The organism is Pigmentibacter ruber (assembly GCF_009792895.1).
GTDB classification, from domain to species: domain Bacteria; phylum Bdellovibrionota_B; class Oligoflexia; order Silvanigrellales; family Silvanigrellaceae; genus Silvanigrella; species Silvanigrella rubra.
Genome location: NZ_WSSC01000001.1, coordinates 776,358 through 802,987 on the forward strand (window position 1 = coordinate 776,358; position 26,630 = coordinate 802,987).

General features: G+C 28.3%; 16 protein-coding genes. 9 read left to right on the forward strand and 7 right to left on the reverse strand.

Translation table 11 applies throughout. From position 1 onward, the window contains the following. Positions 1–117: 117 nt before the first annotated feature. Positions 118–1,305, forward strand: a complete 1,188-nt coding sequence (locus GOY08_RS03255) for a GAF domain-containing sensor histidine kinase (protein WP_158997130.1) — start codon at positions 118–120, stop codon at positions 1,303–1,305. Positions 1,306–1,428: 123 nt separating this feature from the next. Here the strand turns inward: GOY08_RS03255 and GOY08_RS03260 are convergent, their stop codons facing one another. From GOY08_RS03260 to GOY08_RS03280, 5 genes are all read right to left on the reverse strand, one after another. After that, positions 1,429–2,043 (reverse strand): NAD(P)H-dependent oxidoreductase, encoded by a 615-nt coding sequence (locus GOY08_RS03260; protein WP_158997131.1) that lies wholly within the window; start codon positions 2,041–2,043, stop codon positions 1,429–1,431. A gap of 54 nt (positions 2,044–2,097) precedes the next feature. Further along, complete coding sequence (locus tag GOY08_RS03265) at positions 2,098–3,579, reverse strand: PP2C family protein-serine/threonine phosphatase (protein ID WP_158997132.1); 1,482 nt, start codon at positions 3,577–3,579, stop codon at positions 2,098–2,100. Between the two features lie 67 nt (positions 3,580–3,646). Further along, on the reverse strand, positions 3,647–4,906 hold the full coding sequence (locus GOY08_RS03270; RefSeq protein WP_158997133.1) for a cation:dicarboxylate symporter family transporter: 1,260 nt from the start codon (positions 4,904–4,906) through the stop codon (positions 3,647–3,649). Positions 4,907–4,993: 87 nt separating this feature from the next. Then, entirely contained in the window at positions 4,994–6,325 is a 1,332-nt protein-coding gene (locus GOY08_RS03275) for a glycerol-3-phosphate dehydrogenase/oxidase (protein ID WP_158997134.1), read from the reverse strand. Positions 6,326–6,338: 13 nt separating this feature from the next. Then, complete coding sequence (locus GOY08_RS03280) at positions 6,339–7,616, reverse strand: cysteine desulfurase family protein (RefSeq protein ID WP_158997135.1); 1,278 nt, start codon at positions 7,614–7,616, stop codon at positions 6,339–6,341. Positions 7,617–7,908: 292 nt separating this feature from the next. Here GOY08_RS03280 and GOY08_RS15600 point away from each other — a divergent pair, with 292 nt between their 5' ends. The 4 genes from GOY08_RS15600 (at position 7,909) to GOY08_RS03295 (ending at position 10,251) form a co-directional block, all read left to right on the forward strand. Continuing rightward, positions 7,909–8,031: a hypothetical protein gene (locus GOY08_RS15600; protein WP_268892487.1), complete on the forward strand. Its 123-nt coding sequence runs from the start codon at positions 7,909–7,911 to the stop codon at positions 8,029–8,031. A 56-nt stretch (positions 8,032–8,087) separates the two neighbouring features. After that, on the forward strand, positions 8,088–8,750 hold the full coding sequence (locus GOY08_RS03285; RefSeq protein WP_158997136.1) for a trimeric intracellular cation channel family protein: 663 nt from the start codon (positions 8,088–8,090) through the stop codon (positions 8,748–8,750). A 125-nt stretch (positions 8,751–8,875) separates the two neighbouring features. Continuing rightward, on the forward strand, positions 8,876–9,310 hold the full coding sequence (locus GOY08_RS03290; protein ID WP_158997137.1) for a Fur family transcriptional regulator: 435 nt from the start codon (positions 8,876–8,878) through the stop codon (positions 9,308–9,310). Positions 9,311–9,333: 23 nt separating this feature from the next. Further along, entirely contained in the window at positions 9,334–10,251 is a 918-nt protein-coding gene (locus GOY08_RS03295) for a TatD family hydrolase (protein WP_268892494.1), read from the forward strand. Positions 10,252–10,380: 129 nt separating this feature from the next. Here GOY08_RS03295 and GOY08_RS03300 read toward each other — a convergent pair whose 3' ends face one another. Beyond that, entirely contained in the window at positions 10,381–11,259 is an 879-nt protein-coding gene (locus GOY08_RS03300) for a phage tail protein (protein WP_158997139.1), read from the reverse strand. 190 nt (positions 11,260–11,449) lie between these two features. Here GOY08_RS03300 and GOY08_RS03305 point away from each other — a divergent pair, with 190 nt between their 5' ends. Genes GOY08_RS03305 through GOY08_RS03320 form a run of 4 tightly spaced genes read left to right on the forward strand, consistent with a single transcriptional unit; the run spans position 11,450 to position 25,517 of the window. Further along, positions 11,450–13,738 (forward strand): RCC1 domain-containing protein, encoded by a 2,289-nt coding sequence (locus GOY08_RS03305; protein WP_158997140.1) that lies wholly within the window; start codon positions 11,450–11,452, stop codon positions 13,736–13,738. Between the two features lie 17 nt (positions 13,739–13,755). Next, positions 13,756–17,775, forward strand: coding sequence for a hypothetical protein (locus GOY08_RS03310; protein WP_158997141.1), 4,020 nt, complete (start codon positions 13,756–13,758; stop codon positions 17,773–17,775). Positions 17,776–17,822: 47 nt separating this feature from the next. Then, the gene (locus GOY08_RS03315; RefSeq protein WP_158997142.1) at positions 17,823–24,935 is read left to right on the forward strand and encodes an AHH domain-containing protein; all 7,113 of its coding nucleotides are present in this window, start codon (positions 17,823–17,825) and stop codon (positions 24,933–24,935) included. A 12-nt stretch (positions 24,936–24,947) separates the two neighbouring features. Next, positions 24,948–25,517, forward strand: coding sequence for an imm11 family protein (locus GOY08_RS03320; protein WP_158997143.1), 570 nt, complete (start codon positions 24,948–24,950; stop codon positions 25,515–25,517). 136 nt (positions 25,518–25,653) lie between these two features. Here the strand turns inward: GOY08_RS03320 and GOY08_RS15725 are convergent, their stop codons facing one another. Beyond that, positions 25,654–26,055, reverse strand: coding sequence for a DUF805 domain-containing protein (locus GOY08_RS15725; protein ID WP_158997144.1), 402 nt, complete (start codon positions 26,053–26,055; stop codon positions 25,654–25,656). Positions 26,056–26,630 lie beyond the last annotated feature (575 nt).

Sequence of the window (26,630 nt, forward strand, 5' to 3'; positions counted from 1 at the left end):
AATATTCAAGATTTGAAAGCTAAATTTGAGTTTATAAAAGTTGTGACACTTGTGATTGAATTTTAAAAAGTTTCTCTTATATAATATATTAAGAAAAATCATTAAGGAAAATTTCATATGAAAAGCTTTCTAAATTTTGATCCTAAAAGAATATTAAATGAATTAGATTTTTCTGAAATAACAAAAACATTATCAATTATTTGTAAAACAAATATAGCTGCACTTTCTATTAAACATGATAATGAATTATTTTTTATGTCAGCTAAAGGGTTAAAGGTGAAAAAAATTTCATATTCTGAATCTTTATGTAAGTATTCCATCGAAAATAAAAAATTACTTATAATAGAAAATTTAGGAAAAGATAAAAAAAATCTTTATAATTTATACTTAAGGAAGAAATTTAAAATTGTTTTTTATGCTTCATTTCCTTTAATTTTAAAAAATGGCATTGTTATAGGAAACATTCTTGTAATGCATAGAAAGACAAAAATTTTAAATAAAAATCAAATTACTATTTTAAAAAATTACGCGAAAATAGTGACAAATATAATAGATTTGTTTCAAAAAAATATTGAATTAGAAACTATTAATTATAACTATATTAAAGAATCTAGAGTTAATTCTATTTCTATGCTTTCTTCTGGAATTTCCCATGAAATTAATACACCTCTAGCAATAATTAGTGGGAAGATAGCTATTGTCGATGAGAAGATAAAAGAATTTGTAAGTAAAGAAATTAACTCTAAAATAGAAAAAGATTTTGATACAATAAAAACTGGAATTGAAAGGATTAGAAAAATTATAATATCATTAAGAAAATTTTCAGAAATCTCTGATGATGAGCCTTATACTGAAAATAAATTAATTGATATTTTTAAAGCAATATTTTTTCTTTTGGAAAAAAAATTGCAAAATAATAAAATAAAAATTATTTTAAATATAGATCAAGATTTTAAATTGAAATGTAGATTAATTAATTTATCACATGTCTTTTTTAATTTAATAATAAACTCATATGAAAGTTTGCTAAATTCCCTTAATGAAGACAAATGGATTAAAATTGAGTCAAATGTAAATGACGATGATCTAGTTATTAAATTTATAGATAATGGTATTGGTTTGAGAAAAGTTGACATAGATAAAATAATGGAACCATTTTTTTCTACAAAAAATATTTGCAATATACCTAAAGGATTAGGATTATCAATTGCAAAAGGTATTATCATGGCACAAAAGGGCAACTTATATTATGATAATACCGCTAATTTTACTACTTTTATTGTTTTTTTTCCTTTAAAAAAGTAATTCTAAGTTTAGATAAAGAATTCTTATATCATTTACATGTAAAAGAATGGAATTAATTAGAATAGAAGAATCTTTAAAAATAGTGGTAGTTACAACTGATAGAGCAAAAAAGTAGCTTATTTATTAATCAATAAACTCGATTACTGAACTACTAGATTCTCTTGTTTGTGGTGGTTGTTGATTTACCCTATAACCGAAAGCAACAATTGCAACTAAATCTAATTCGTTCCAATCAACAATTTTATCTAAAACAGGATGAACTTTTTCAATTTCAAATCCTTCCATAGGGCATGAATCAATGCCTAAAGATGCTGCACCTGTCATCATATTAGCTAAAGGTATATAAACTTGGCGTTTTGCCCATTCTTGAGTGTTTTGCATTGCTAAATAACTGATAATCATATTTAAATAATTATCAAGCATTTCGCCAGAAGATTTTCTTCCAACTCTTTGTTTTAAAAATTCTGTTTTACCTCTGAAATGATGTGGCATATACGAAAGACATAAAACTATAAATGAAGAAGTGGTAATTTGATTTTGATTCCAGCATGCAGATTTAAGTTTTTCACGTAATTCTTTATTTGATATTGCGATAAATTTCCAAGGTTCTATTCCAAAAGAAGATGGAGATAGACGGGCATATTCAAGTATATTTTTTTTATCTTCTATAGATACACTTTTGCTAGAGTCAAATTGTTTACAAGCGTGTCTAAATTTTAAAAAATCAGTAAATGTCATAGATGCTCCTAATAAAAACATTTAAAGTATTAATAGCATATTTTTTTTATCAAGTTAAGTTCTCTTAACAACAATACATGTAATGTCTTCGCTAATAGATTTTGAATCATAATGGCGAAAGGCATCTGTTGAAATTGCGTCTAATACTAGTAGTGCATTTTTGTCTTTAAAATTATTTTTTTCAAAAATCTTTTTTAAGTTTCTTTCGCTATATTCTTTGTCAAATTTATCTTTATTTGTTATTAATCCTGATGTATAAAGAAAAATTAAAGATTTATCTTTAAACTCATATTCAACAATTTTTAATTCTTCTTCAGGCAATGAAAGATTATTTTGCTTAATTCCAAGGCTATGTCCTTTAGTTTTAAATCTAGAAATTTTAATTTCATCTTTTTCACTATATTCTACTAAATATGGAAAATTATGTCCCGCATTAATAAATTTCACTCTGCTTAAATTGTTATCAAGAATTAATATTGACATTGTTAATGTAAGTTGATTTTGCATTCCTAATTCTTGAATTTTTTCGTTAAGAAGTTTGAAAACATCTAAAAAATTAATTTTATCTAGAGCTTTTTTATCAATAGCATCTTCAAAAAATTTAGTTATAGTGTCAATTACAATAATTGTTCCTTTATCATGGCCATAAACATCACCAATTAATATTACTTTTATTTTTCCAAACTCATAAATCCCCCACCAGTCTTTCCCTATTTCTTTCGCACTCTGTGAAAATGCTGCAAGTGAAACTAAGTCAGTATTAAATGAAGGATTATATTCGACTCTTGGATAAAGTTCTTTCAAGCATTTTTCAGCAAACTTGCTTTCAATTTCTAACATTATACTTTTTATATCTTTATCATGATATTTTTTTTCAAGATTTAAATATAAACTAGAGATATGATTTGCTAAAGGTTTGAAGATAAAAAATATTGAAATGAAAGAAACAACTAAATAACAAATTATCATTATTATTGATAAAGCATTAATTTTTCTTGATTGTAAATCGCTTTCATTTGAATAAAGTTTTGATAACTTTTCTAAATCTAGTAGTAGACTATTCATTTTATAGATATTATATTCTAACAAAAATCCACTATAATCATTTTTTTTTGCATTTTCTTCCGCTAATTCTGTATACTCATTTATTCTCTTGTATAAATTTACTTTATTATTTAATATTCGCTCTATTTCACTATTGGTTATTTTTAAGATATTTTCTTTAGGACTCCCATTCATGATAATATCATTTGCTTTTTTCATTTCTTGGATACTGGAGAATAAATCACTTTTTATGATAGTTGCACTGTCTAAGTTTTTAGAATTTACTGATTGAATGAGTAACATAATTTTCTGAATAAGCATTCTTTGCTTACCGGTAGTATTTATTAATTTAGCAATTGATGATTCTGTTTCATTAAATTCATCTAAAAAATTTTTTGTTACAAAAGCTATTGTTATTACAAAAATTAATGAAATAATTGCAGAAATAAAAATTTTAAGTTTTATTTTACTGCCTTCATTTCTTTTTTTCATTAATTTCCTCAAAGATACATAAATTTGATTGTAGAAATTGGGAATTAATTTGAAAAAATACTATTTTTTACCGAGTTTTTTTCTGCGCAAATTCTCCTTCAGATTTAGCGATTAGAACAGTTCCAATAGTATTCCCTATAATATTAGTAACAACTCTAGCATCGGACATAAACCTATCAATTCCTAGAAGCAATGCTAACCCTTCAATTGGAATAATATGATTAGGCATTGCAGCTAATATCGCTGATAACGTTACAAAACCTGCTCCTGTAATTCCTGCTGCTCCTTTTGAAACTATTAAAATAGTAACTAAAAGAATAAAAAATTCATTTAAACCAAAAGGTATATTGTATGCTTGCTGAATAAATAGGGCACCTGCTGTTACATAAATTGCTGTTCCATCTAAATTAAAAGCATAGCCAGTAGGAAGGACAAAACTTACAACTTTCTTAGAACAGCCAAATGATTCTAGTTTGTTCATAAGTTGTGGAAACACTGATTCAGATGAAGAAGTACCGAATGCAATCGACATTTCTTCTTTGATATGTCTCATAAGTTTAAGTGGATCAAAGCCATATACTCTACCCACAATATAGAGAATTATCCAAAAAGCGACCATACTTATGCCTAATACTATTATAAAGTAACCAAGCATAACTAATGATTGTACTCCTTGTTGTCCAACTGTAGCTGCAATGGCGCCAAAGGCTGCAATTGGAGATATTCTTGAAATCATTCCAATCATCTTAAAAAATACATCATTGGACATTTGAAAAAATTGAAGAATTTTATCATTATTTTTCATTTGTAAAATTGCGATTGAAAATACGACTGCTAAGACAATCACGGCTAATAAATTATCACCTGCTAAAGTAGCAAATACATTTTCAGGAACCATATGAGTTATAAATTCAGTAAAACCGCCTTTTGATCCTTCCTTTGGTTTAAATTTGGAAATATCAACGCCTTGAAATGCTGTAATATTAAATCCAACTCCAGGTTGGAAGAAAAGCATAAAGGCAAAAGTTAATACAACTGCAATAATTGACATAATTTCAAAATAAACAATTGTTTTAAATGCTAATTTACCCACTCCTCCATGTTTACTGTGTGAGCAAACACCAAGAATAATTGATACAAACACAACAGGTGAAATAACCATTTTTATAAAACGAATAAAAATTGTTGCAATCAGGCGGAGGTCAACCGCAAATTTGGGAGCTAATATACCAACTAAAATTCCTAAAGCTACTGCTATGACAACTTGAAGGAATAAATGAAATTTTAAAAAAGTAAGTATTTCACTAAGTTTTTTTTTATAAGACATTTTGCCCTCATAATATAATTTTATTCTATTATAAGTATTCTTATATTTTTTTAAAGGGTGTTTATTTAGGTAATTTTGGAAGGCTTGTCAAATTTGCCTTAACTCGGGTGATGTTTTAAATATTTCTGGCTTTTCATTTATAAGTTCTTGAATAAACCAATTTTCTTTAATATGAGTACCTGATAACGTACCCATTTTTAATTTTTTACTTAACAGAGACCCTATTTTTTCACCAACTGCTCTATAAGTTGTATATTTCCCTCCATAGATACAAAAAAGTCCACTAATAGGTTCATCAATTACAGTTTCTCTGGAAAGACCTGAAATATTTTTATCAAGTTTATTTAGATAAAATGGAGATTCATAGGGATTATCTACCCAATTAGCTTTTAAATTAGAAAATTTAGTTTTTTGATTTAAGGGCATGCACCTTACACCGCAAAATATTTCGGAGATATTTTGTTCAGCGTCAGACAAGTTTAAAACCTCACTTGCGGTGTGCATAAGATATTGTTTGTCTTCCTGTGGATATTTAATTTGTGAAGGTCTGCTGTTTAAGATGGATTCTGTAGTTCCAAATAACCATTTATCGAACCAAGGTATGAAAAAAACAATTCTTCCATCAGGCTCTTGGATAAGAGTAGCGAATGAATTTTCAACCTTCCCATTTTTAACAACCTCAGGGCGAAAAATAATATGAGTTCCTAAATTAAGCAAACAAGGTATATTAGGAATAATATCCCATTTTAATAAATTCTCATTACACCAAGCACCTGCTGCATTTATAATATACTTTGTTGTTAATGTTCTTTCTTCCTGACTTGATTTTATTGTTACTCTAAATCCACCCTCTATTTTTTGAACACGAGTGACTTCTGAATCTTCTTCGTATGAAGCACCTAATTTTACTGATGCTTCAACAACCAATTTTGCTATTACGTCATCAAGCATTTGTGCATCATAATAAAGAAAAGCACTAATCATTTCACTTTCTATTTTTTTTACATTTAAATAAGGAGCGTAATGAATAATTTCATCTTTACTTATTTTAGTTGCAGATGGTAATCCACAATCTCCTGCTAGTAAGTCGTAAAAAAATAATCCAAGACGAACCATCCATGGTGGCCGTTTATCACCATGAAAATTGGGTAGAACAAAAGGAAGAGGTTTTACAATTCCATTTAGAAGTTTTAGTAGTAAACTTCTTTCTTTTAGTGCTTCTTTTACAAGGCTCCATTGGTTTATGTGCTCTAAATATCTTAAGCCTCCATGAACTAATTTCGTACTTCGACTCGAAGTTCCAGAAGCAATTTTATTTTTTTCGACAAGATGTATCCCATGTATTTTACGGGTTGCTAGATCATGTAATAAACCAACACCGTGAATTCCTCCGCCGACAATTAATACATTCAAGTCCATAATCAACATCCTATTATTTTAGAGTTGCAGATTCGTTTTTTAATTTTATTGCTGTTTTGGCCAAACGTTTAGCCGCTTCTTTGACTTCAGCCTCGGAATTTGTCAAACCAAAACTAATGCGAAAACTTGATAGCGCATTTTCTAAGGGAACACCCATAGCCAGTAATACATGACTAGATGTTGCTTGCAGAGTTTTACAAGCACTTCCCACACTAGCACAAACGGATTTTGTTTCTTCAAGAAGTTTCATTGCATTCACTCCAGCAATACATAAAGTTAATATTCCTTTTACTTTATTTTCCTCTTTGCCATAATAAATAGGTTGTATTTGCTTTGAAATTTCTTTTTTAAAAGCTATTTCTAATTTTTCACAATATTCACTTCTTTCAGATGCTTCTATGAACTGTAGCTCACAAGCTTTTGCAAAGCCAATGATTGCCGCTGTATTAGGTGTACTTGAACGCAAAAGAAATTCATGACCACCTCCTGTTAGTTGCGGCTCTAGCTTTATTTTAGGCTTTCTTTTTTTTATAATGAGTGCGGCAGCTCCTTTTGGACCATATATTTTAGAAGATGATATTGTTGCTGTATCAAAATTTAAAAATAAATTTTCCATTTTACAGCGTGCAAATCCTTGCGCCATATCAACATGTAAAATAGTATTCACTTTCTCACATAATTCTTTTAAATATGGAATATTTTTTTGTATTATTCCTGTTTCATTGTTTACATCCATCACGCAGACACATAGTGTATTTTTATCGATTAATTTTTCAGCATCTGCTAAAATAATTTGCCCATTTTGATCTATTGGAAGTTCTTTAAAAATAATTTTTTCGCCGTATTTTTCTACTAAATCTTTTATTGTTGCAATAATACTTGAGTGTTCAGTTGGGCTATACAATATTTTATTTTTTTTTCGAAATGGACTGGTTATCAGACCTCGAAGAAATAAATTGTTACTTTCAGTGGCGCTTGAAGTAAATACAATTTCATCATAGTCAACTTTAAAAATGTTAGCAATTTTTAATCTTGCCTCTGCAATTGCGTGATCTGTTATTTCCCCCATTGGATGTGTTCTATTGGCAGCATTTGCAAAATAACCGAGCATCCAGGGTGTCATTTCATTTAAGACGCGTTTATCTAAAGGCGTGCTGGCAGCAAAGTCTAGATAAATAGTTTTTTTAGGAAGTTCAATGCCTCCAAATTTAATATTAGGGACATTTTTTTTGGAAGTATTATATAATTGAGATGGGAGAATAAAGTTTTTTATAAATATATTTTTAAGCATAGATAAAGTCCAAGTTTGTTGTAACCAAGATCATTAACTTAGACTGAAGTCTTAAAACTTGCAAATGATCTCGTTTGAAATAAAGAATCTAAAGTATATTTTTGATTTAATTGATTGATTATCCAATCACAATAATTTAATTTCGTAAGAAAAGTTAAGATATTCTTTTATAAATTAAAAAAATAATATATTGTTACTTTAAGGGGTATGGTGCTTTTAGAGAAGGCTAATACTTCAAGGGTATAACTCAAAATCTTAGTTTTGATTTATGCTAGATATGAAAGGAAGGGATATGCCAAATTTATTACGACTGAAATTAATTTTCCAAATTCTTTACTTCTTTACCAACATTCTTTACTTAAATATAGTTTGGGAAAATAGAAAACTATTACCAACAGAAGGAATATCCTCTTGAATAAAACGAGAATAATTCTAAAAATAAATTATAAGGTAGTTTTATAAGGTTCTAATATGGTTTTTAATGTTATTGATTATTCAGGTTCTTTTGCTTTTTGCATTAGTGGCGCTTCGATTGCTGTTGCTAAAAAAATGGATATTTTTGGAATTTTTGTAATGGCTGTTGTTGCTGGATTTGGTGGCGGATGTCTTAGGGATATTATTCTTGGCAACACTCCACCTGCAGTTTTCAACACTCCAATCTATTGGTTAATTGCGTTGTTAGCAACAATAGTTGTATTAGCATTTAAAAAACAGCACCGTTATTTTGATAAAATGATTTTAATATTTGATGCCCTAGGCTTAGCTTTTTTTACCTTAGCTGGAATTAAGGTTGCTCTAAAATCAGGACTATTAAATTATCAATGTATATTGATGGGCGTAATAACCGCATGTTTTGGTGGTGTTATTCGCGATGTGATAGTCAATCGGGTTCCATACTTATTTCAGAAAGAAATTTATGGAGCTTTTGCTGTTATGGGGGGAATAATCTATTTTGTTTTAGATGACTATCTGCCACCATTAATGCTTGATATTATTGTTATTTTATTTATTTTTGTGTCACGTATGATCTCTATATGGAAAAATTGGCATTTGCCAAAAGCAAGAAAAGATACAATACATAACCGTAAATTAAAGTTTTTGCGGAGAAAGAAAAGAGTTCCAAATCTTGAATAATTAATTAATTTCAACAGGTTATGAAATGAGTGCATTAATTTTTTAATTCAAAATTTAGAATAAGTCTAATAATTTCTTGCTATTTTCTTTAGATACTTATAACATCTCTTTATGAGGGTATTTTTATGATTCCAACACCAATAAATGAAAAAAATCCATGCTTAAGTGTTGCTGAGATAGAAGAAAGACTGAAAAAGTCTGGTGTGGCCGCGACTGCACAAAGAATTGCAATTTGTAAGTATGTTCTTTGTGAAGCAGATCATCCTACAGCAGAAGATATAAAAAATTGGACTGATGCTAACTTTCCAAAATTAAGCAGAGCAACCGTATACAATACCTTAGATGTTCTTGTGCACGCAGGTATGTTGAAAGAATTTAAATTACCACATACTGGTAAAGTAGTTTACGATACAAACGTAAACGAACATTTCCACTTTTTTGATAACAATACTGGAAAGCTATTTGATATTTCAGAAGAGCAATGTAAACTTATATTAGACCTACCTAAAAATATTAACGTAGTGGAGGTAGACGTATTTTTGCGGGGAACAATGACTTAAATTCTAATCACAATTTATTTATCATTGATTCGCATTTTCATTTGAATTATCTACCTAATTTAAAGCAAACAATTCTAAACTCCATCCATTCAAAAGTTAAAGTTGGAGTTGCCGCAGGTGTGTGGAATGAAGATACACTTGAAAATATTGCCATCCTAACCAATTCTGATTTTAATGATATTCTTGAGTTTTTAAATCGAGAAAATTATCTAAATTCCAACTTTCAAATAAGTAGCAATAAATTTTCTTGTTTCCTAACCCATGGTTTGCATCCAATGCATATCCATGAAAAGTGGTTAAATACTGATGGAAGTGAAAATATCAAGCAAATTACAAAAGATTTTGAATTATTTAATACTATTTTGAAAAATCATTTATCTAATATTTGGGCAATTGGTGAAGCAGGGTTTGATCTTTCTAAAGATGTTATGCAACATTCAAAGTGCAAAGGATTAGCAAAAAAACAGGTACTTGAATTGCAAAATATCGCATTTGAATTTTTAGTTGAAAGTGCAGTAAAATATAATTTACCTATGATTTTACATTTGCGCGCTCCGTGGCAATATTGCTATGAAAGAATTCAATGGGCATTAGAAAAAGGGGTGCAAAAAATTATGATCCATTGCTATAGTGGATCTGTTGAAGAATTAAAAAAACTTTCTAAGCACTCTATATTTTTTTCTTTTGGTGGTGTTCCTACTTGGAAACAAGCTTTAAAAAATAGAGAAGCTTTTATTCAATGCCCTACGCATTTAAGATTGCTTGAAACCGATTCTCCCGATCTTCCCCCAGAAATACCTGAAATTGGAAAATTACCTTATAACGAACCTGCAATGTTGAATAATATTGCAAATATTTTAGCAAAATACGTTGATTTATCTCCTAGTGAATTAGTAGATCAAACAAATAAAAATATTTTAAAATTTTTAGGAATAATTTAGGATGTTTCTTTAAATTTAATGTTACTTTATTTAGTATGGATTTTTTTTCTAGTTGAGAAATTTTTATGATGGGAAGTGAAAATCAAAAAATATTAAAATAAGTTTTAATATTTTTTGAGAGAATATTTTTTAATACTTAATAATATAATTTACATAAGCATTTTTTGGTCTTGTTTCACTACCGCCTTGATTTGCAGTTGTTCCGCTTATTGTTTGTGCTGGAATTGATGTATTAATGGAAAAAGAATAATTTGGAAGTCTTATTGAAAAAGAATGGCTATGTGATCCAGCGCTTTGAGTACTTTTATTATATTGACTTATTGATGGGTCAGCTTGGATAACTGCAAAACCATTTCCTGGATGTAGGTGCTGTCTTGTATAATGAGTTGGATGATTATGTGAGTGATCGCCATCAGGTTGTGTTGTCCCACTTACATATCTGCTATCAGGAGTACCGCTACCATTATAACTTAAATAACTACTAGAATTCCTCAAGTTCCCAGAATTATGACTGTGCTCACCAAAAGAATCTCCTTGGTAAGAACCAACTTTATTTCCAGTGTTACCTCCTGTATTCATTGAGCCACGTGTAGTTGCAGAAGGATCCATTAAACCACTTCTGTCATTTAATACTCCACGCAAAAATAATCCACGATAATCTGGTAAGTGAAAGGTAGTGGAACCATCGCCTTGTCCGTGGGCGGTGCCGATGGTGTTAAATAATTCAGAATATTTGTCTTTGCGTGAAATTACTTTTCCATCACACAATACCCAACCTTCAGGAATTTTATTTATGTCGCCTGCAAATGCAACAACTGTTCCCGCTGGTACTTTTGCTGCATCATTAATTTTATTGTTAAGGGTAGAATTAATTTGCATTAATGTTTCAAGCTTTCTATTTAAGCAATTTACCTTTTCAGTCAATCCTCCTTCTTGACAAGGTAATCCGTATATAAATGATGATGATAATAATAATGGTACTAGGGAAACAATGTAACTAGCTTTCATAGAGGTCTCAATTTTGTTAATAAGTTAACTCGCACTTAACGGAGTTTCGTCAAGTAAAAATATTTTTATTATAATTAAATCAAAAATACAAATTTTATAATTGACATTTTAAATTTTTGTTAATATCTAAAATTAACATTTTTAAATATTTAAAATTGTTCAGTTGAATAATTTTTTAAAAGGTTTTGATATGAAAATAAATTACAATAAAAATAATGAAATATTATTTTTATCACTGGTATTTGTCCATCTAGTCTCTTGTGGCAAAAAAAATAATCAAAGCGAAAGTTATGGTAATCTAAATAAAAATTTTGCATCAGTAATAAATTTGGTGCCAGAGTATAAATTTTATGAAGTTGTAAATTCTTCGCAAAATTTATGTGCAATTGAAAAAAAATTTAACGCAATTTATTGTTGGAATAAGTACTCAGATAGTGACAGCAGTGGTATACCATCAGAACATTTTATAATTAACGATAAAAAATATCAAAAAATTGTTATTAGTGAAAATATTTTATGCGCTAAAAATGATGAAAATAAATGGGTTTGTGGCAAAAATCCAACTAAAAAATTAGATTTCCAAAATCCAAAAGAATTAAATTTACCGATTAATGCAAATTTTATGACTTTGACTTTATCAGAAGAAAAAATTTGTGGAATTAATAAAAATGATGAGCTAGTTTATTGCTGGGATTTTGATGTAGAAAATAAGAAAATATCAGAAAATCCTTATTTACTTTCAACGACTAAATTTTTAGATTTTAAGATAAATGGAAGTAAAGTTTTAAATACTGAATTTTCTTGCGGCATAGATAAAGATAAATTTTTACATTGTATGGGAAATAATAATTTTGGACAACTAGGTTTAGGTAATAAAAAAAATTCGTCGCAATTTAAAAAGATAGAAAATAATTTAAAATGGAAGCAAGTTGAGTTAGGCAATTCGCACACATGTGCGCTATCAGAGCAAAATGAAATGTATTGTTGGGGTTCAAATAATAAAGCTCAACTTGGAATAAATGCGTTTAGCAAAAAATATGAAAATAATATTGAGAAAAAAGTCTGCAATAATATTCAAAATAATTGTCTTGAAAGTGCGACTTTACCACAAAAAATTGAAAACTTTAATAATATAAGTAAAATTTTTGTTAATTCTGATACAAGCTGTTTTAAAGACAGTAGTAACAAATTGTATTGTTTTGGCGATAATACATATGGACAATTAAATAATAATTCTGACACATTAATACAACAAAACATTGAAAGCAATTTAGGATCAAAATATTCTGTTTTATCAAAGGCATTAAAAATTTCAAATTTGGAATTTACTAATATCAGTATATCAAATTCTAGTCTATGTGGCATTAGTGCAAATAATGAAAAACTACAATGTTACGGTTTTTTATTCAAAAACCGTTTTAGTAAAATATCCGTTGGTTTAGATACTGCTTGTGGCCTTACTTCAAGCGAAAACGGAAATCATTTATTGTGTTTAAATACAAATTTGAAAGAACCTAATTCTTTAGAGGCTTCTCCTTGGAACACATCGCAATTGATGCCTTGGACCTCACAATTATCTTATATAGATATCCAGCAATCAAAAGAGTATAGTTGTGCTATTCGCAAAGATAATCAATCAATTGATTGCTGGAGTAAAAGTGAAAATACATTAATAAATAAAATTTCAAATTCAATTAATAAAGTCCTTCCAATTAATTATGAATTCAAGAATGAAAAAGGAATTAAATTAGAATTTGTTAAAATATCTACCGGTGTTAATCATATCTGTGGAATTGATAAATTAAATACTGCGTATTGTTGGGGTAATAATAGTTCAGGCCAGCTAGGTGATGGTTCTTACCAATTTTCAAAATTACCAGTTAAAGTAATCACAGAAGATCAAGAAAATATCTTTTTTAAAGACATAAGTGTTGGTGATTTTCACACTTGTGCTGTTTCTTTAAATGATAAGTTGTATTGCTGGGGCGAAAATAAGCAAAATCAGTTAGGAGATCCCAGTATTCCTCTTTCATACGAATATCCAAATTTAATTGATTTAATAAATGTATCCTTTAAAAAAGTCTTAGCTGATGGAAATTACTCATGTGCAGAATCAAATTCAAATGATCTTTATTGTTGGGGAAATAGCTTTGAAGGAATATTTGTCAACCCTGACAATACACTAATACCAAATCAAAAAATTCCTAAAAAAATAGATCTAAATCAAAAATTTATCTCTTTTTCTACAAGAGATGGGACAATTTGTATTGTTAATCAAAAGAATGAATTATTTTGTAAAGGAAAAAGTTTAAATCAAAAAAATAAGCAATTTATTAAAATAGAAAGACCTTATGCCCAAAATTTTTATAGCGTTTCAGTAGGATATAAAAACATCTGTGGCATTAGAAAAATTGATGAAAATTTAACAATAGAAAATCCATACGTTTTTGATGCAAGTATAGATTGTTGGAAAAATTAAAAATTAGAAGGATTCTTATGAAAAATAATTTAAAATTAAAAAGTATATTTTTATTATCTATAATTTCATCTTGTAATCAAATTAAAGATGCTAATCATTCAAATAATACAGAGAATGGCTTTTACCCTTATTCTTCAAAATCAAATATAATAAATAATCACAGTTCTGTCTTTGGTGCCGATCTCCTTTTAGATCAGGATAATATAAAAAATATAGATAAGCCTATCAATGAAGAGTATATGGTAGAACGCGAAAAAAAATGTAATTTAAAAACTGGTTTATCAAATGAATATATTAATAAATTATTTTTAAATAATGAAAGTGTTTTTATCTCAAATAATAATGAGTTTGATTATAAATATGAAAAAATATTAAAAGAAAATTCTGAAATTATTGATAATGGATGTTTCTACCCTCAGTTGTATTTATTAAATGCTAGTATTTTATTAAAAATTTCAGAAATTCCAAATAATGTTATTAATTCTGAATCTAAATATATTCTTTCACAAAATAAAGATTTCTTTGGTAATAAATTTGTCAATAATGAAAACTCTACTCTGAAATTTAGCAAATTTGCAAAATTAAATTCATCTATCCGTGAGGCGCATACTGCTCTTAGTATAATTGAAAAAGAAGTAAATTTAGATAAAAAAATCATAGAAATAAAAGGAAAAGATAAAAATAAAGAAGATATTAAGCTTTTCGATACCAAATTCGATCCTAGTATTTCTTATAATGACTTTTTAGATGAAACTAGAACATTTTCTTATTATATTTTAACTAGAGCCCATTATGAAAGAGCAATGTATAGGTGGAAAGGTGTTATTACTAGTGAGGATCTTTATCATAAGACTAAAGCTCCAAATGAAAATTTGGCTTCACAATATGAAAACTCTCAAAATGAATATTCAGTCAGAGAAATTATTTTACAAGATTTAAGATTAGCAAAACTATACGCTAAAAGAATATATTCTAATAAGTATTGTTTATTAAATTCTTCAGTAAGTGCACCTGCTCACTTAGCGACCATGTGTGGTGAGTTGCAAAAAATATTTGGTAATTTATCAGAAATAGCTTTACCCGTGATTAATAAAAATTATTTTGATAATACTTTTAATAAAAAACAAGCTTATTTAGCTTGTACTGCAGATTCTCGCTATAGTATAGCAAAAAGTGAGAAAAAGTTGTGTGAAGAATATTTGAAAAAAGATCCTAGCAATGCACAAAAAAACTTAAATTTTAATGGAAATTCTCATAATTCATTGATTGAAAATTCTTTGAGTTTAGCAAATTCATCAAAATACATTTCATCAATTGAAAAGGAAATAAATACAGTAGTCGCTGACTTTAATAAAAATAAAGAATTTACTTATAAATTAGATGATTTAGGTAAGAAAAGAACCGAATTAGAATTACAAAAAACTATTCTTTTAGATCAAAAGTCTACAGCTGAAAATAAGGTAAAAATATCAGAGAAAAATATAGTGAGTAAAAAAACAGCATTATCTTCTGCAGAAGCGGCTTTATCAAGCTATGAAATTCAATTGCAGCAAGTAAAGCAACAACAAGGAAATTTACTAAGGCAATATTTCAATTCATTAAAAAAACTTTATTTTAATGAACAATTGTTAAATTCAGTTTCTTTGTCTGACTCTCAACAAGCAATTACTGATTACAAAAAAGCAGTTTTTGAAAATTCATCTTTAATTGACAAGGCTCTTAACAGTCAAATGGCTGCAATTAAAAAAGAATTTTTAAGCCAATGTGTTTCATCAATTAAAACATATAATAATAATATAGATTTGTTAAAAAATCATCAATGTATTGTTAGTTTAAATCCAAAGGATTTATGGGGAGATAAAACAAAATGGCAGGATATATCTTTTGAAGACTTTAATAATAATGATCATATTTCTGAAGTAGAAAAAAAAGTAACACCAGGGTGTATGGCAGAAGCTGCTAGTGCTGCATTAGCAAGATCTGCTCAATTAAGTTATTATCAACTTAAAGAAAATGCATCTCGAGTTAATGCTAGTCAATTCGATGTTAGAACTCCACATTGGTCTAGTTATGCCTCTAATTTAATGAATTTAGGCTCCCATAAACAAAACTCAATAGAAACAATTGCAAGTATCTATGCAATTCAAAGTCAGTTTGCTATAAGATTCAATATAACTGACACAAAACAGAAATTTCCTATTGAAAATCAATCTGATGAAAGTATTTTAGCTGAGTGTAATAAATATATTAATGATAATGATTTATCAGGCGATAATGATTTTTCAGGATATGCAGCACTAAAAGCGCAAATTGCACAAAATAATATTTACACTAAGGCGCAAAAATTCTCTGCAATAATAGCAGAACATAATATAGAGCAAGAAAAAATAAATTTAATCAATTCAATAAACGAAATTAAATTACAAATTTCAAATGATGCAACAACTCTAGCGTTGACATCATCATTTAGAAATAAGTATGAAAGAAATTTAAGATATTATTTTGCATTTGACGAAGTGCAAATTGAAAATGAAATTTCTAATTTTGTTAATAATGAAGTTAATTTAACTCTTGCAACTAAATTAATTAAAAATCAAATTTTATCTGCTAAGAATGAAATTGAACAAGCAAAAATAAATTTAGAAATAGCTAATATTGATCATGATAATTCTAAAATTTCACTAAATTCAGCTATTACAGCTATAAGTAATTTAGATAAACAGATAATAGTTTGGGATCACTCAAAAAAATTATTTGAAATGACTTCACTTTTTCCATTCATGAAAAGTTACTATGACAAAGAATATTTAATTAATAATACACATGAATATGCAAATTCTCTTCTTAAATATTTTGCTTATAGAGCGTTAACTCATAGAATTGGTTTAAGTTGGAATCCAAATTTTGAAGAATTCCTTCGTTTACTAAATGAGGCGCAGAAATTTTGTAGATATATTTCTTCATTTCATGATGCATCAGCTTGTATAACAGAACTCAAAAAAATTACTGATTCTAAGTTAAACATAGGATTTTTTGGGAACAACGTAAGTATCTTTAAAGTTAAATTATATTCTCAAGAATATTATGCAAATTATCCAAATATAAAACATAGAAAAACAGAAGAAGAACGTAGAATTGAAAATGATTTTATAAAAGGGCTTAGAGATAATGGGTATTCTAGTTTAAATTTAAATCCAGAGGCAATTGCTCTAATTATTTCAGGGCAAACAAATACAAAAGCAATTGATAGTGCAATACGCAACTACTCATCAAGTAGAGTGGTTGGTATGTCAATGCATTTAACAAGATCGAAAGAGGAGGAATTTCAAGATTCATCATCACTTACTAGTTATTCGCAGTCAGATAACAAATTAATCACAATTAGGGATGGCTTGTCACATGACAATAAGGATTCAACTTATCAACAAATTCTTAGTTATGCTAAACAACAAGAAAAGTCTTTAAAAGAGTTTTTATTGACAAAAAATATAAAAGATTCTTATTTATTGAATTTATTCAATCCCGAAATTTTTATGGATTTATACTATAGCAAAATACATTGGTTAAAAGATAATCATAATTATATTTCAAGTACACATAAAAATAAAAGTTATGCAAGTACAGCATGGACTCAAGAAATATATGACAATTATATTAGGCATGATAATTTACCTGAAATAGATTCTTCTTTTGGTGATTGGACTAGATTAGCAGGAACAGTATCATATAAAGAAAATACAAATTTACATAACTATGTTCAAGCAATGCAAGTTTGTGTAAATAATAATTTAAATGGCAATCAAGCAACACAATTAAATGACATTCCTTGTCAAAGTAACTATGTAAATAGTTCGATGAATTTCCAACATATTGCTGGAAAACCTTTAATGGGAAATTGGGTCTTTGGTTACGAAGAGTTCTATGCTGATTTATATGACAGAAAAAATTTAATGTCTGATGAAAATAATATTAAAGCAAATTTTGAACTTCCTCAAATTATTGCTGCAGAACTTTACTTTTATACCGTCTCTAACTAAACAAGGATGTTGTAAAGAATGAAACTTCTATTTTTCTCATTTTTTTTTTGAATCTTATTTTTACTAATTCAATAGCATATGCTCAGCAACAGTTTGTTGCTCCTTATACTCCTCCTACAATTAATGTACCAAAAACTCCTGGTACATATGGTGCTCGAGAACTTGATTGGAATGTTTCTGATTCGGGAAGTATTAGTTGGAATATTCCATTTTCTATTCCAGCTTCCCGCCAGATGCAAATTAGTTTAGCATTAAATTATTTTCCTGTTTCTTCAATTGGCGAAGGTGGAAATTTTTGGAGTTTAAATATTCCAAAAATTCAAATAGATAAAAAAAGAGGGAAAACAAATTATCTAACAGCAACAAATTGTAGTCAGTCACTTGCGGATAATATTTTTATCTCAAGTACTCAAATGATACCCTTAGGAAATGGAACTTGGGTAAGTCAAGGAAATTCTGGTCAAGATGTTCTAAAATGTGGAGAAAATGGTTCTTTTGTTCTTTATTTAAATGATGGTAATATCCATGAGTATGGGACAACAAATGAAGCTAAAATTCAAACTCCAGATGGAAAAATAAATACTTGGTACTTAACTAAAGTTAGAACTTTTGCAGGGAAGGGAGAAATAAACTACAATTATATTAAGCCTCAATTTACTGCCGTTGAATTAAATTTAGCCAACACAAAAGAACATAGAGAGGGATTTTTAGGAAAACCTATTTTTTATTCCTTACCATTATTAAATTTAGTACAATCCGATGATGTTTCTGTTCAATTAAATTATGAATATAATAATTTTATTCAACCAGATTTTTCCTTTGGAATACCTCAAGTATCTGCGCAAAGAATTTCTAAAGTTACTGTTTATAAAAATTTAAAACAATTAAATAAATATGTTTTTGAATATGAAAAATCAGACTTAGCAGGTAGATTAATTTCAGTTGTAATGTATGGACAAACCGACAATGCAAAACATCCAAAAACTGTTTTTAAATATAATGCAAAATCTTTTTTCAAAGACAGCAAGTTAAGTTTAAATAAATTTTCCCAATATTCTTTCAAAAATCGTTCTAATTATCATGAAATTGGAAAAGATTCTTTGTTCTTAGATATTCATGGGAAAGGTTATCCTTCTTTAATTTCGCGCGAATATTTTAGTGGAAAATTATATTTAACATATAAAGACTATGATTTTAAAAATTTGTTTCAAGAAGAAACTATGAAACAAAAATCTTTACCAGAAACAAAAACTGGAAAAATAATACTTTCAGAAGGTGTAGCGAAATGGCAAAAATGGTTTTATATAAGTAAAGTTAAATTTGCTGATATGGATGGACATGGGGCTCAAGATTGGGTTGATTTTAATGACTATAACCATATTCCACTTGTATATTTTAATGACTATAAAAAAGATAAAGATGATAATGTTGTTATACAACGTGTAGCAAAATTTAAGGCAGAAGATATTCGATTTTTAACACAATGCGACTATGCAAATATTCAATTAATGCATATTAATAATGATGGTAAAAGTGATTTATTTTGTATCCGTTCAGGAGCTGGAAAAGCATATATTTTATTGAATAAAGGTATGACTCCATATACTGGATCAGATGCAAAACCAGGTCAATTTATTATGGAATTTGAAAAAATTGTTTTAACTTTACCGCTAGAAAGTAGTATTTATTTTAATCCTGATAAAATGCGGATTGTTGATTGGAATAATGATGGTTTATCTGACATATTAAATGACTCTTCCGGCGATTTGGTTGTTTATTTAAACAATGGTAAATTTTCACAAGGTATTTATACTGAAGCTGCATTTACTCCCACTACTTTAGGAAGAATAAGAAATTTAGAACCCTCTAATTTAAAAAATATAAATATTGTAGATATTTTTGGTAATGGGTTGCCAAGCTTAATTGCACCAAAAAGTTATGGGTTTAAAATTTTAGTAAACAACGGAGTTAGTAATAAGTTAACAGAGGTAGATGTTTATACTGGAAGAGGTTATGTAAATACAGAAAATTTTCAAGTAATTGATTTGATTGGTTCTGGAAAACCAATTGTAGTATCTCAATATCCAGACTCATTAAAATATACTTTTTTAAATTTAGATTTACCTTCCTTCCCAAATTTACTATCTTCAGTTTTAACAGAAGATGGACGTTACATTAAAATTAATTATTCTACACCTTTAAAAGAATTACATGAAACTTTAACGTTTGAAACCGATCCTGAAATCATCAATCAAGCACAAAATAATTTTATTTTACCTGTGATTTTTCCATTGGTAAAACAAATTTCAACTAGTGATGGTTTTAATCCTGTTCAAATTACACGATATGCGTATAGGTCTCCTGCATATGATAAAAAATTAGCTAAATTTCTTGCGTTTGGTTTAACTCGATCATTAAAAGTAGGAGATGAAACACAAGCTGGACAACTAACTGAAAATAGATTTTTATCTGGCAGAAGATATTTAAGTGAATCAACTCAATATTATCATGAATTATTAAAAACCAATTCGTCTGTTTTTTCTTCAGAAATAAATGCTTTAGATCAGAATACAGCTGTTAAATGCAATGTCTCTACTCAGAATGAGAAAGAAAATGAATGGTGTACACAATTAGCAGGGTATAAATATTCAACAAAAGTTGGAGCTGCATTAAATGCAAATTCAGCATTTAGTGGTGATTTTTCTGAAAAAGAAAATATTTTTATCGCACAAAAAACAGTTTCAGCAAAACAGATGGAATCACACTTACTACGTGGATTAGGTGTGATTCCAATAAATCAATATTTCTTAGCCTCAATTTTGACAATGAGTGAAACAGAAAAAATAATTGGGAAAAATTATTTAGGGAATAATGCTGAGTCTTTGAAAATAAAATACAATACTTATGATGAATTTAATAGATTACATACTGTTACAGATTTAAGTAATACAAGCCAAGGGGAAAAATCATCTACCACAACTCTTGAATACTTTTGTCCTGCTACACATAGTGAAAATTTAGCAATCTTTTGTAATAAAGTGAGTAAAGTAACTTTATCTAGTACTTCACACGCACCACAAATGAGCTATCAATATCATTATCAGACACAAACAGGACTTTTATATCAACATGACAAAACTAATCATTTAGGCGTATCAACAAAACAATGGGCAATTCAAGAATTTGATTTTTATGGGCGTCCTAAAGTTTATCAATCTACAACAGGGGATAAACAAATTTTTACATGGTCAGAAACAGGAATAGAATTATTATCTGTAACTGATAGATATGGAATTAAAAACTCTGCAACTTATGATGAGCTTGGCAATCTTACTCGGCTGGAGAGCACAAGGGGCACCATTAAAGGATTTGAGTATGATGAATTTTCACGATTAGTAAAATTATATAAAAATAAGACTACTCCCGGAACTATAATTAAAACAAATTCGGCGGAAAGTGAAAATTTAATTAAAAAAGTAACAACTTTTATTTCAGATTTTGTAAAAAGTAAAAATAATGAAAAAAAATATTTTCATATTAAAATTCCCAATCTTAACTATGATAAAGAATTATTAGAAACTGAAAGTTATGAATATAGTTTTCCAAAACTTTCTACTGTTGTTGGTAAATCAACGCTTGATATTCAACAATTTATGGATTCATTGGAGGAAAATCAAAATAAATCAGCAGAGTTTTCAATTTTAAATGATTACAATTTAGAAAAACTACCATCTTTAAATGGTCAAAATATTAACTTTGGGTTTGTTTCTATTTATAATAGAAATCGTGCAGATGAAAAATTAACTCTAAACAAAAAAATATGGCTTTCTGGGAAAGATGAAGCTATTTTCGAGGCTTCTCGTTTAGATGCCAATCGATTTAGTTTAGGAAATAAATCAGCTAGAAATAGCCTTGGTAGCGTTTTTAAAGATTATGTAAATTCAGAAATTTCAGAAGAACAAGTATTAAATAATATTTTGCCAAGAATTCAATTTGGATTAAATCAAACTTTAAATCATGAAAAAGCGATATTAAAAAATAAAACTACTTTTTTCTTTGATGGCTCTATAAAAACAGTTGAGTTTCCCGATGGACAAATTTTAGAAAATAAGGTTGGAGCAAATTTTAGAGAAGTTATATCGCCTGAAGGTAGAAAAACTCGTTCAGTTTACAATGAAGTCGGTGAGTTAGTTAGAATTGAGAAAGGTTTAACTTCACAAGGTAACACGACAGAGATAACTCATATTTTAGATATGGAATATGATGCTTTTCATCGATTAATAAAAGTAGCAGATAATGATGGTTTAGTAGCGGAACAGCAATTTTTAGCAAATGGTTTTCCCTCTTATATTGCAAATACTCGCCTAGGTATCATAAAACATTTTTATGATGATTATGACAGAATTATACAAACAAATACTTGTGAACGAAACACTGTTCCTGAAGAATGTATTAAAACTTCTGCAAATCTATTAGCAGAGAAAAATACAATATACGATACGTATGACAGAATTTCAGAAATAGTCTCTACTAAATATAATAAATTAAATAAAACTAATGCGGTTGATAAAATATTGTATTCTTACGGAGAAGAAATTAGTCAACCTGCCAGTTTAGGTTTATTAAAATCGACCTCAGTTATTGCAAAGAGTCAACTTGGAACAAGTAAAAATATACAACAATATTTTTTAAATGAAGAAGGAGTTGTAAATTCACAAATTCTTGATTTATATTTTGGTCAAGATAGCAATGAAGTAAATATTAGCCAGTATATTGTAGATAAAGAATTTAATTTAGCCGGAAATATTGAAAAAGTTTCTAGCATTGGTGGATTTCCTAATGAAAAAAATATACAATTATTAGCCAAAAATGTTTCTGGTTATGAATTAAAATATATACTTGGTAATAACAATTTAAGTAATTTAAAATTTATCAATCAAGATAAAGTTATTTCAACACCTGTTGAAAATATTTATTTTAATAATCAGGGTTACTTGACGCAAATTCAGTTTGAAAATAATTTAAAATTGCAAACAGAATGGCATTTACAAAAACAAATACCAACAGCAATTTGGTTAGGTGAATCCCAAAATATTCCCCAAAAATTATCTGATATTTCTAGTGCAAACTCCTTATTTCATCATGGCTGGGAATATGATAAAGACTATTTAATTACGACAAGTAAAGACTTATCAGCAAACAAATATGATAATATTTATCATCCTTCAAGTACTTTTAAATATGACTTCTTTGGTCGTTTGAGCGAAACAAAAGGCCTTTGGGGAGAAATAAATTATCAATACTCCGCAAGCGGTAAAATTAAAAAGGTTACAAGAAGCGGAAATTTTATTGCAAGTAGAGTTTCTGCAAATTTAAATCAATTAATTGATAATTATGAGTATTCTAATTCGGAAAGTTCGTCACTTGATGGACTTTTAGTTTCCATTATTTCAACTGATGGAAAAGAAAGCATAAAGCAGTTTTATAATCATGATAGTTCTGGATATCGTGAATTTGGAGTTGCTCCTACATTAGCAGTTTTAAATAAACAGAGCTCTGAAAGTTGGAAAACCCCAGATAGTATTCCCATGCAAAAGTATATATGGAATGGGAATGGACAATTACAAGCGGTTTATTCAGCAAAACATGTGGATAAAAATGTAATTTACAATGAATTGCTTTCTTATCGCATGTTTAATGATAAAGGACATTTAATTGCAGAATTTGACTCCGTTGAATTAGAAGAAGTAATAAATGCCAGTAAAGGAACGGTAGAAAAACCGCAAGTAAAAACTTTAACACATCCACGGTTTGTTAAAGTAACGGATAATATTTATTTTGAACGAGATGAATTACATTTTAATATTAATTTAGGCGAATTTGCAACTTTATCTTTAATTACAAGAAATCCAATATTAAATGCAACATCACCTGAAACTATATCTGATACCTCAGCCCAGTTTCGAAAAGAATTAAGAATAAAAGATGTAGTGGGATCGATAGCTGCAGTTATCGATATTGATACAAAAAAAGTTGTTGAAAAAAACGTAACAGAACCTTTTGGTTTGGCTAGAGATTTACCTTTACTAAGCAATGCAAATTTTGAAAATACTCAAAATAGTACCCAAAGAATTGATTCTCAGTTTTTTACAAGTATTCAAAATAATAGTCGTGCAACTTGGCCTAAAAAATCATTTGAAATGTTTAATGCCAGCTCTGAAAGTAACAGTCAGGGAATGCGGGCTACTGAGCAATTTGCTACTGGTAAATTTTCTGCGCAATCGGGTTTACATACAATGGGGGTCCGCTCCTATGATCCTGCACGTGGATTATGGCTTTCACCAGATGTCTATATTGGGCAAAGCCTTGAGCGGATGTTGCAGAATCCGGATGATTCAAATTTATTTCAGTATTCCGGAAATAACCCTGTAATAATGAATGACCCTTCTGGGGAAAATATCATTATTAAAACAGCGATTAAAGTTGTAAGAACAGGGAATTTAATTCAATCAACATATGATTCGGTCGATTCCGTTCGTAGACATGCCACTACAATCATAGATCCTAATACAAATTTAACAGAAAAAATGCAGGCTACTTCGGATCTTATTGGTGATTTTTTACCTGTAAATGCAGATGATCTGTATGCAGCCGCAGATTTCATTCAATCCGTTTTAGCAGTTGATCAAAGTGTTCCAGTTAATACTGTTCTTCCTGAAAGCAAAATTGAAACTGCTACGGAAGTGGAGGCTAAAAGCAAACAAAAAGATCCAGAGCACCATATTTGTACAAACAAAAATGATAAGTCACCTAGAGCAGGTGGTCCTTGGACACCAAGGTTTAGAGCTATGTTTGAAAAAGCTGGATTAGATATGGATAAAGGACCTGAAAATACGGTAAGAGTACCTGGGCATAAGGGGCCTCATACTTTTGAATATCATAATGAGATTTATACTAGGCTTAAAGAGGTTACAAAAGGTTTAGATGGTGAAGAATATACTAAAGCTTTCACAAAAGAATTAGAAAATATAAAAAAAGAGATAGTTACACCAGGAACAAATTTAAACAATTTAGTGACTAAAAAAGATAGCAATGGGAATTCGACAGTTAAGTCAAAGGAAAATTCAGGTGGCCCTAAGATTGATAGGACTAAAAGATAAAAGAGGTAAATAATGAGTGAGTTTTATAAAATAATAGATCCTTCACCAAAATTTAAATATTTGTTGTTTAATCAGGTTGTAGAGAAAGATTCAGAAAATCGTTATGAAGATGATATTTTTAATGAAGGTAAATCTGTAGCGATAACTAAAGATCTTTATACAACTCAATTGTGGGGAAAAAAATATACAGATTTTCATTATGGTGTAGCATTTGCAATATATATAAATGAAAAAATTATATCTTGTTTAAAAGCTGTTGGAGAAACAAATTTTCAGCTTATTCCAATCGTTGTTTACCCAGGTGAAAGACCCTATTATATATTAAATATTTTAAATATAATTGATTGTGTTGATAGAGAAAATTCAAAATTTCGATTATTTACTGAAGAGTACGGAAGACCGGATCTTTTAGGTAAGTTTTATACATTTGATAAAATGGTTCTTGATAGATCTAAAGTACCTAAAGATGTGCATATTTTTAGATTAAAAGGATATGATTTGCCAGTTTTTATAACTAAAGAACTGGCTGAGGAATTTAAAAAACAGAATATTCAAGGATTTACATTGAAGCCTATGGAGTGAATAAAAGGGGGAATAATTTTTATCCTTGGAACAAACCCTAATTAAATTTTAATTTTTTATTCTGATTAATTTCATTATTGAAAAATATTTATACATGCTAAAATATTAATTTACTTTCTAAAATGTACCTGAAATTCTATTCTAAAGTACTTGGCTTCCCATAATTATTTATAAATTTATCGCCTGGAAGTATGCAATAGAATAGAATTATTAATGAAAGTATTGGAATAAAACATAAAATTATGTTCCAGCCGCTTTTATTGATATCATGAAGTCTTCTTATGGTTATAATTAAGTATAAAAATGCGTGAATTAACAAAAAAATAAATATCATTATAATTGAGATATTTTTTAAAGTATCAGTATTAAAAATAAAAATAGATAATATTTTTGATACGAAAAAAATAGAAAAAAAGATTAAAATAATATTAACAAGCCCTAAAAATATAACAAAATACCAATATTCAGCTCTACCGCTTCGGATTTTGGTATTGTTGAAGTTTAGTAAGCCTAATCTAATTGCAGATATAATTCTCATATAACGTAATCCTATACTATAAGAAAAAATTCAAGTAAATAACTTCCTTAATATTTACTTGAATGAAAACTCTAATAAATATATACTAAAATATCAATTATTGATTTGGAAGAAACAAATTTTAAATAATATAATTGCATTAAAGATTATTGCCAAGAAAATTTTAATAATGTTAATTTAGGAGAAAAATCATGTGCTTAATGAGACTGATGAAGTATCTATCAAAACTCTTTAAATACTTTACTAAAAGAAACCTTACAAAGCAGTTTATGTTTATTAAGAATATCCATAAATCCATCTCAAAACAATATCTGCCTTTAATTGATGAATTAATGTTACTTTATTTGAAAAACTGATTTTCCAATAAAGGCTTTTCTAAAATTTCCTCTATTCAAAGATGGTTTTCTGTCGGAATTCTAAGGTAAAATACAGGTACGGGAAATAATTTGTTTTTAAATTTCTGCTAATATTAAAAAAATTGTGATTTCTATGCAATCATTTTCATGCATTAATTTCGATTCACAAAATTGTAATTAACAAGGAAGAACCCCTTTTCTCTTTTTTTAACAAAACTG

Coding starts and splice junctions, on each gene's coding strand:
- GOY08_RS03260 (WP_158997131.1), bottom strand. CDS start 2,043: ATGACATTTACTGATTTTTTAAAATTTAGACACGCTTGTAAACAATTT.
- GOY08_RS03320 (WP_158997143.1), top strand. CDS start 24,948: ATGAGTGAGTTTTATAAAATAATAGATCCTTCACCAAAATTTAAATAT.
- GOY08_RS03290 (WP_158997137.1), top strand. CDS start 8,876: ATGATTCCAACACCAATAAATGAAAAAAATCCATGCTTAAGTGTTGCT.
- GOY08_RS15600 (WP_268892487.1), top strand. CDS start 7,909: ATGCCAAATTTATTACGACTGAAATTAATTTTCCAAATTCTTTACTTC.
- GOY08_RS03275 (WP_158997134.1), bottom strand. CDS start 6,325: ATGGACTTGAATGTATTAATTGTCGGCGGAGGAATTCACGGTGTTGGT.
- GOY08_RS15725 (WP_158997144.1), bottom strand. CDS start 26,055: ATGAGAATTATATCTGCAATTAGATTAGGCTTACTAAACTTCAACAAT.
- GOY08_RS03280 (WP_158997135.1), bottom strand. CDS start 7,616: ATGCTTAAAAATATATTTATAAAAAACTTTATTCTCCCATCTCAATTA.
- GOY08_RS03310 (WP_158997141.1), top strand. CDS start 13,756: ATGAAAAATAATTTAAAATTAAAAAGTATATTTTTATTATCTATAATT.
- GOY08_RS03285 (WP_158997136.1), top strand. CDS start 8,088: ATGGTTTTTAATGTTATTGATTATTCAGGTTCTTTTGCTTTTTGCATT.
- GOY08_RS03265 (WP_158997132.1), bottom strand. CDS start 3,579: ATGAAAAAAAGAAATGAAGGCAGTAAAATAAAACTTAAAATTTTTATT.
- GOY08_RS03270 (WP_158997133.1), bottom strand. CDS start 4,906: ATGTCTTATAAAAAAAAACTTAGTGAAATACTTACTTTTTTAAAATTT.
- GOY08_RS03300 (WP_158997139.1), bottom strand. CDS start 11,259: ATGAAAGCTAGTTACATTGTTTCCCTAGTACCATTATTATTATCATCA.
- GOY08_RS03305 (WP_158997140.1), top strand. CDS start 11,450: ATGAAAATAAATTACAATAAAAATAATGAAATATTATTTTTATCACTG.
- GOY08_RS03255 (WP_158997130.1), top strand. CDS start 118: ATGAAAAGCTTTCTAAATTTTGATCCTAAAAGAATATTAAATGAATTA.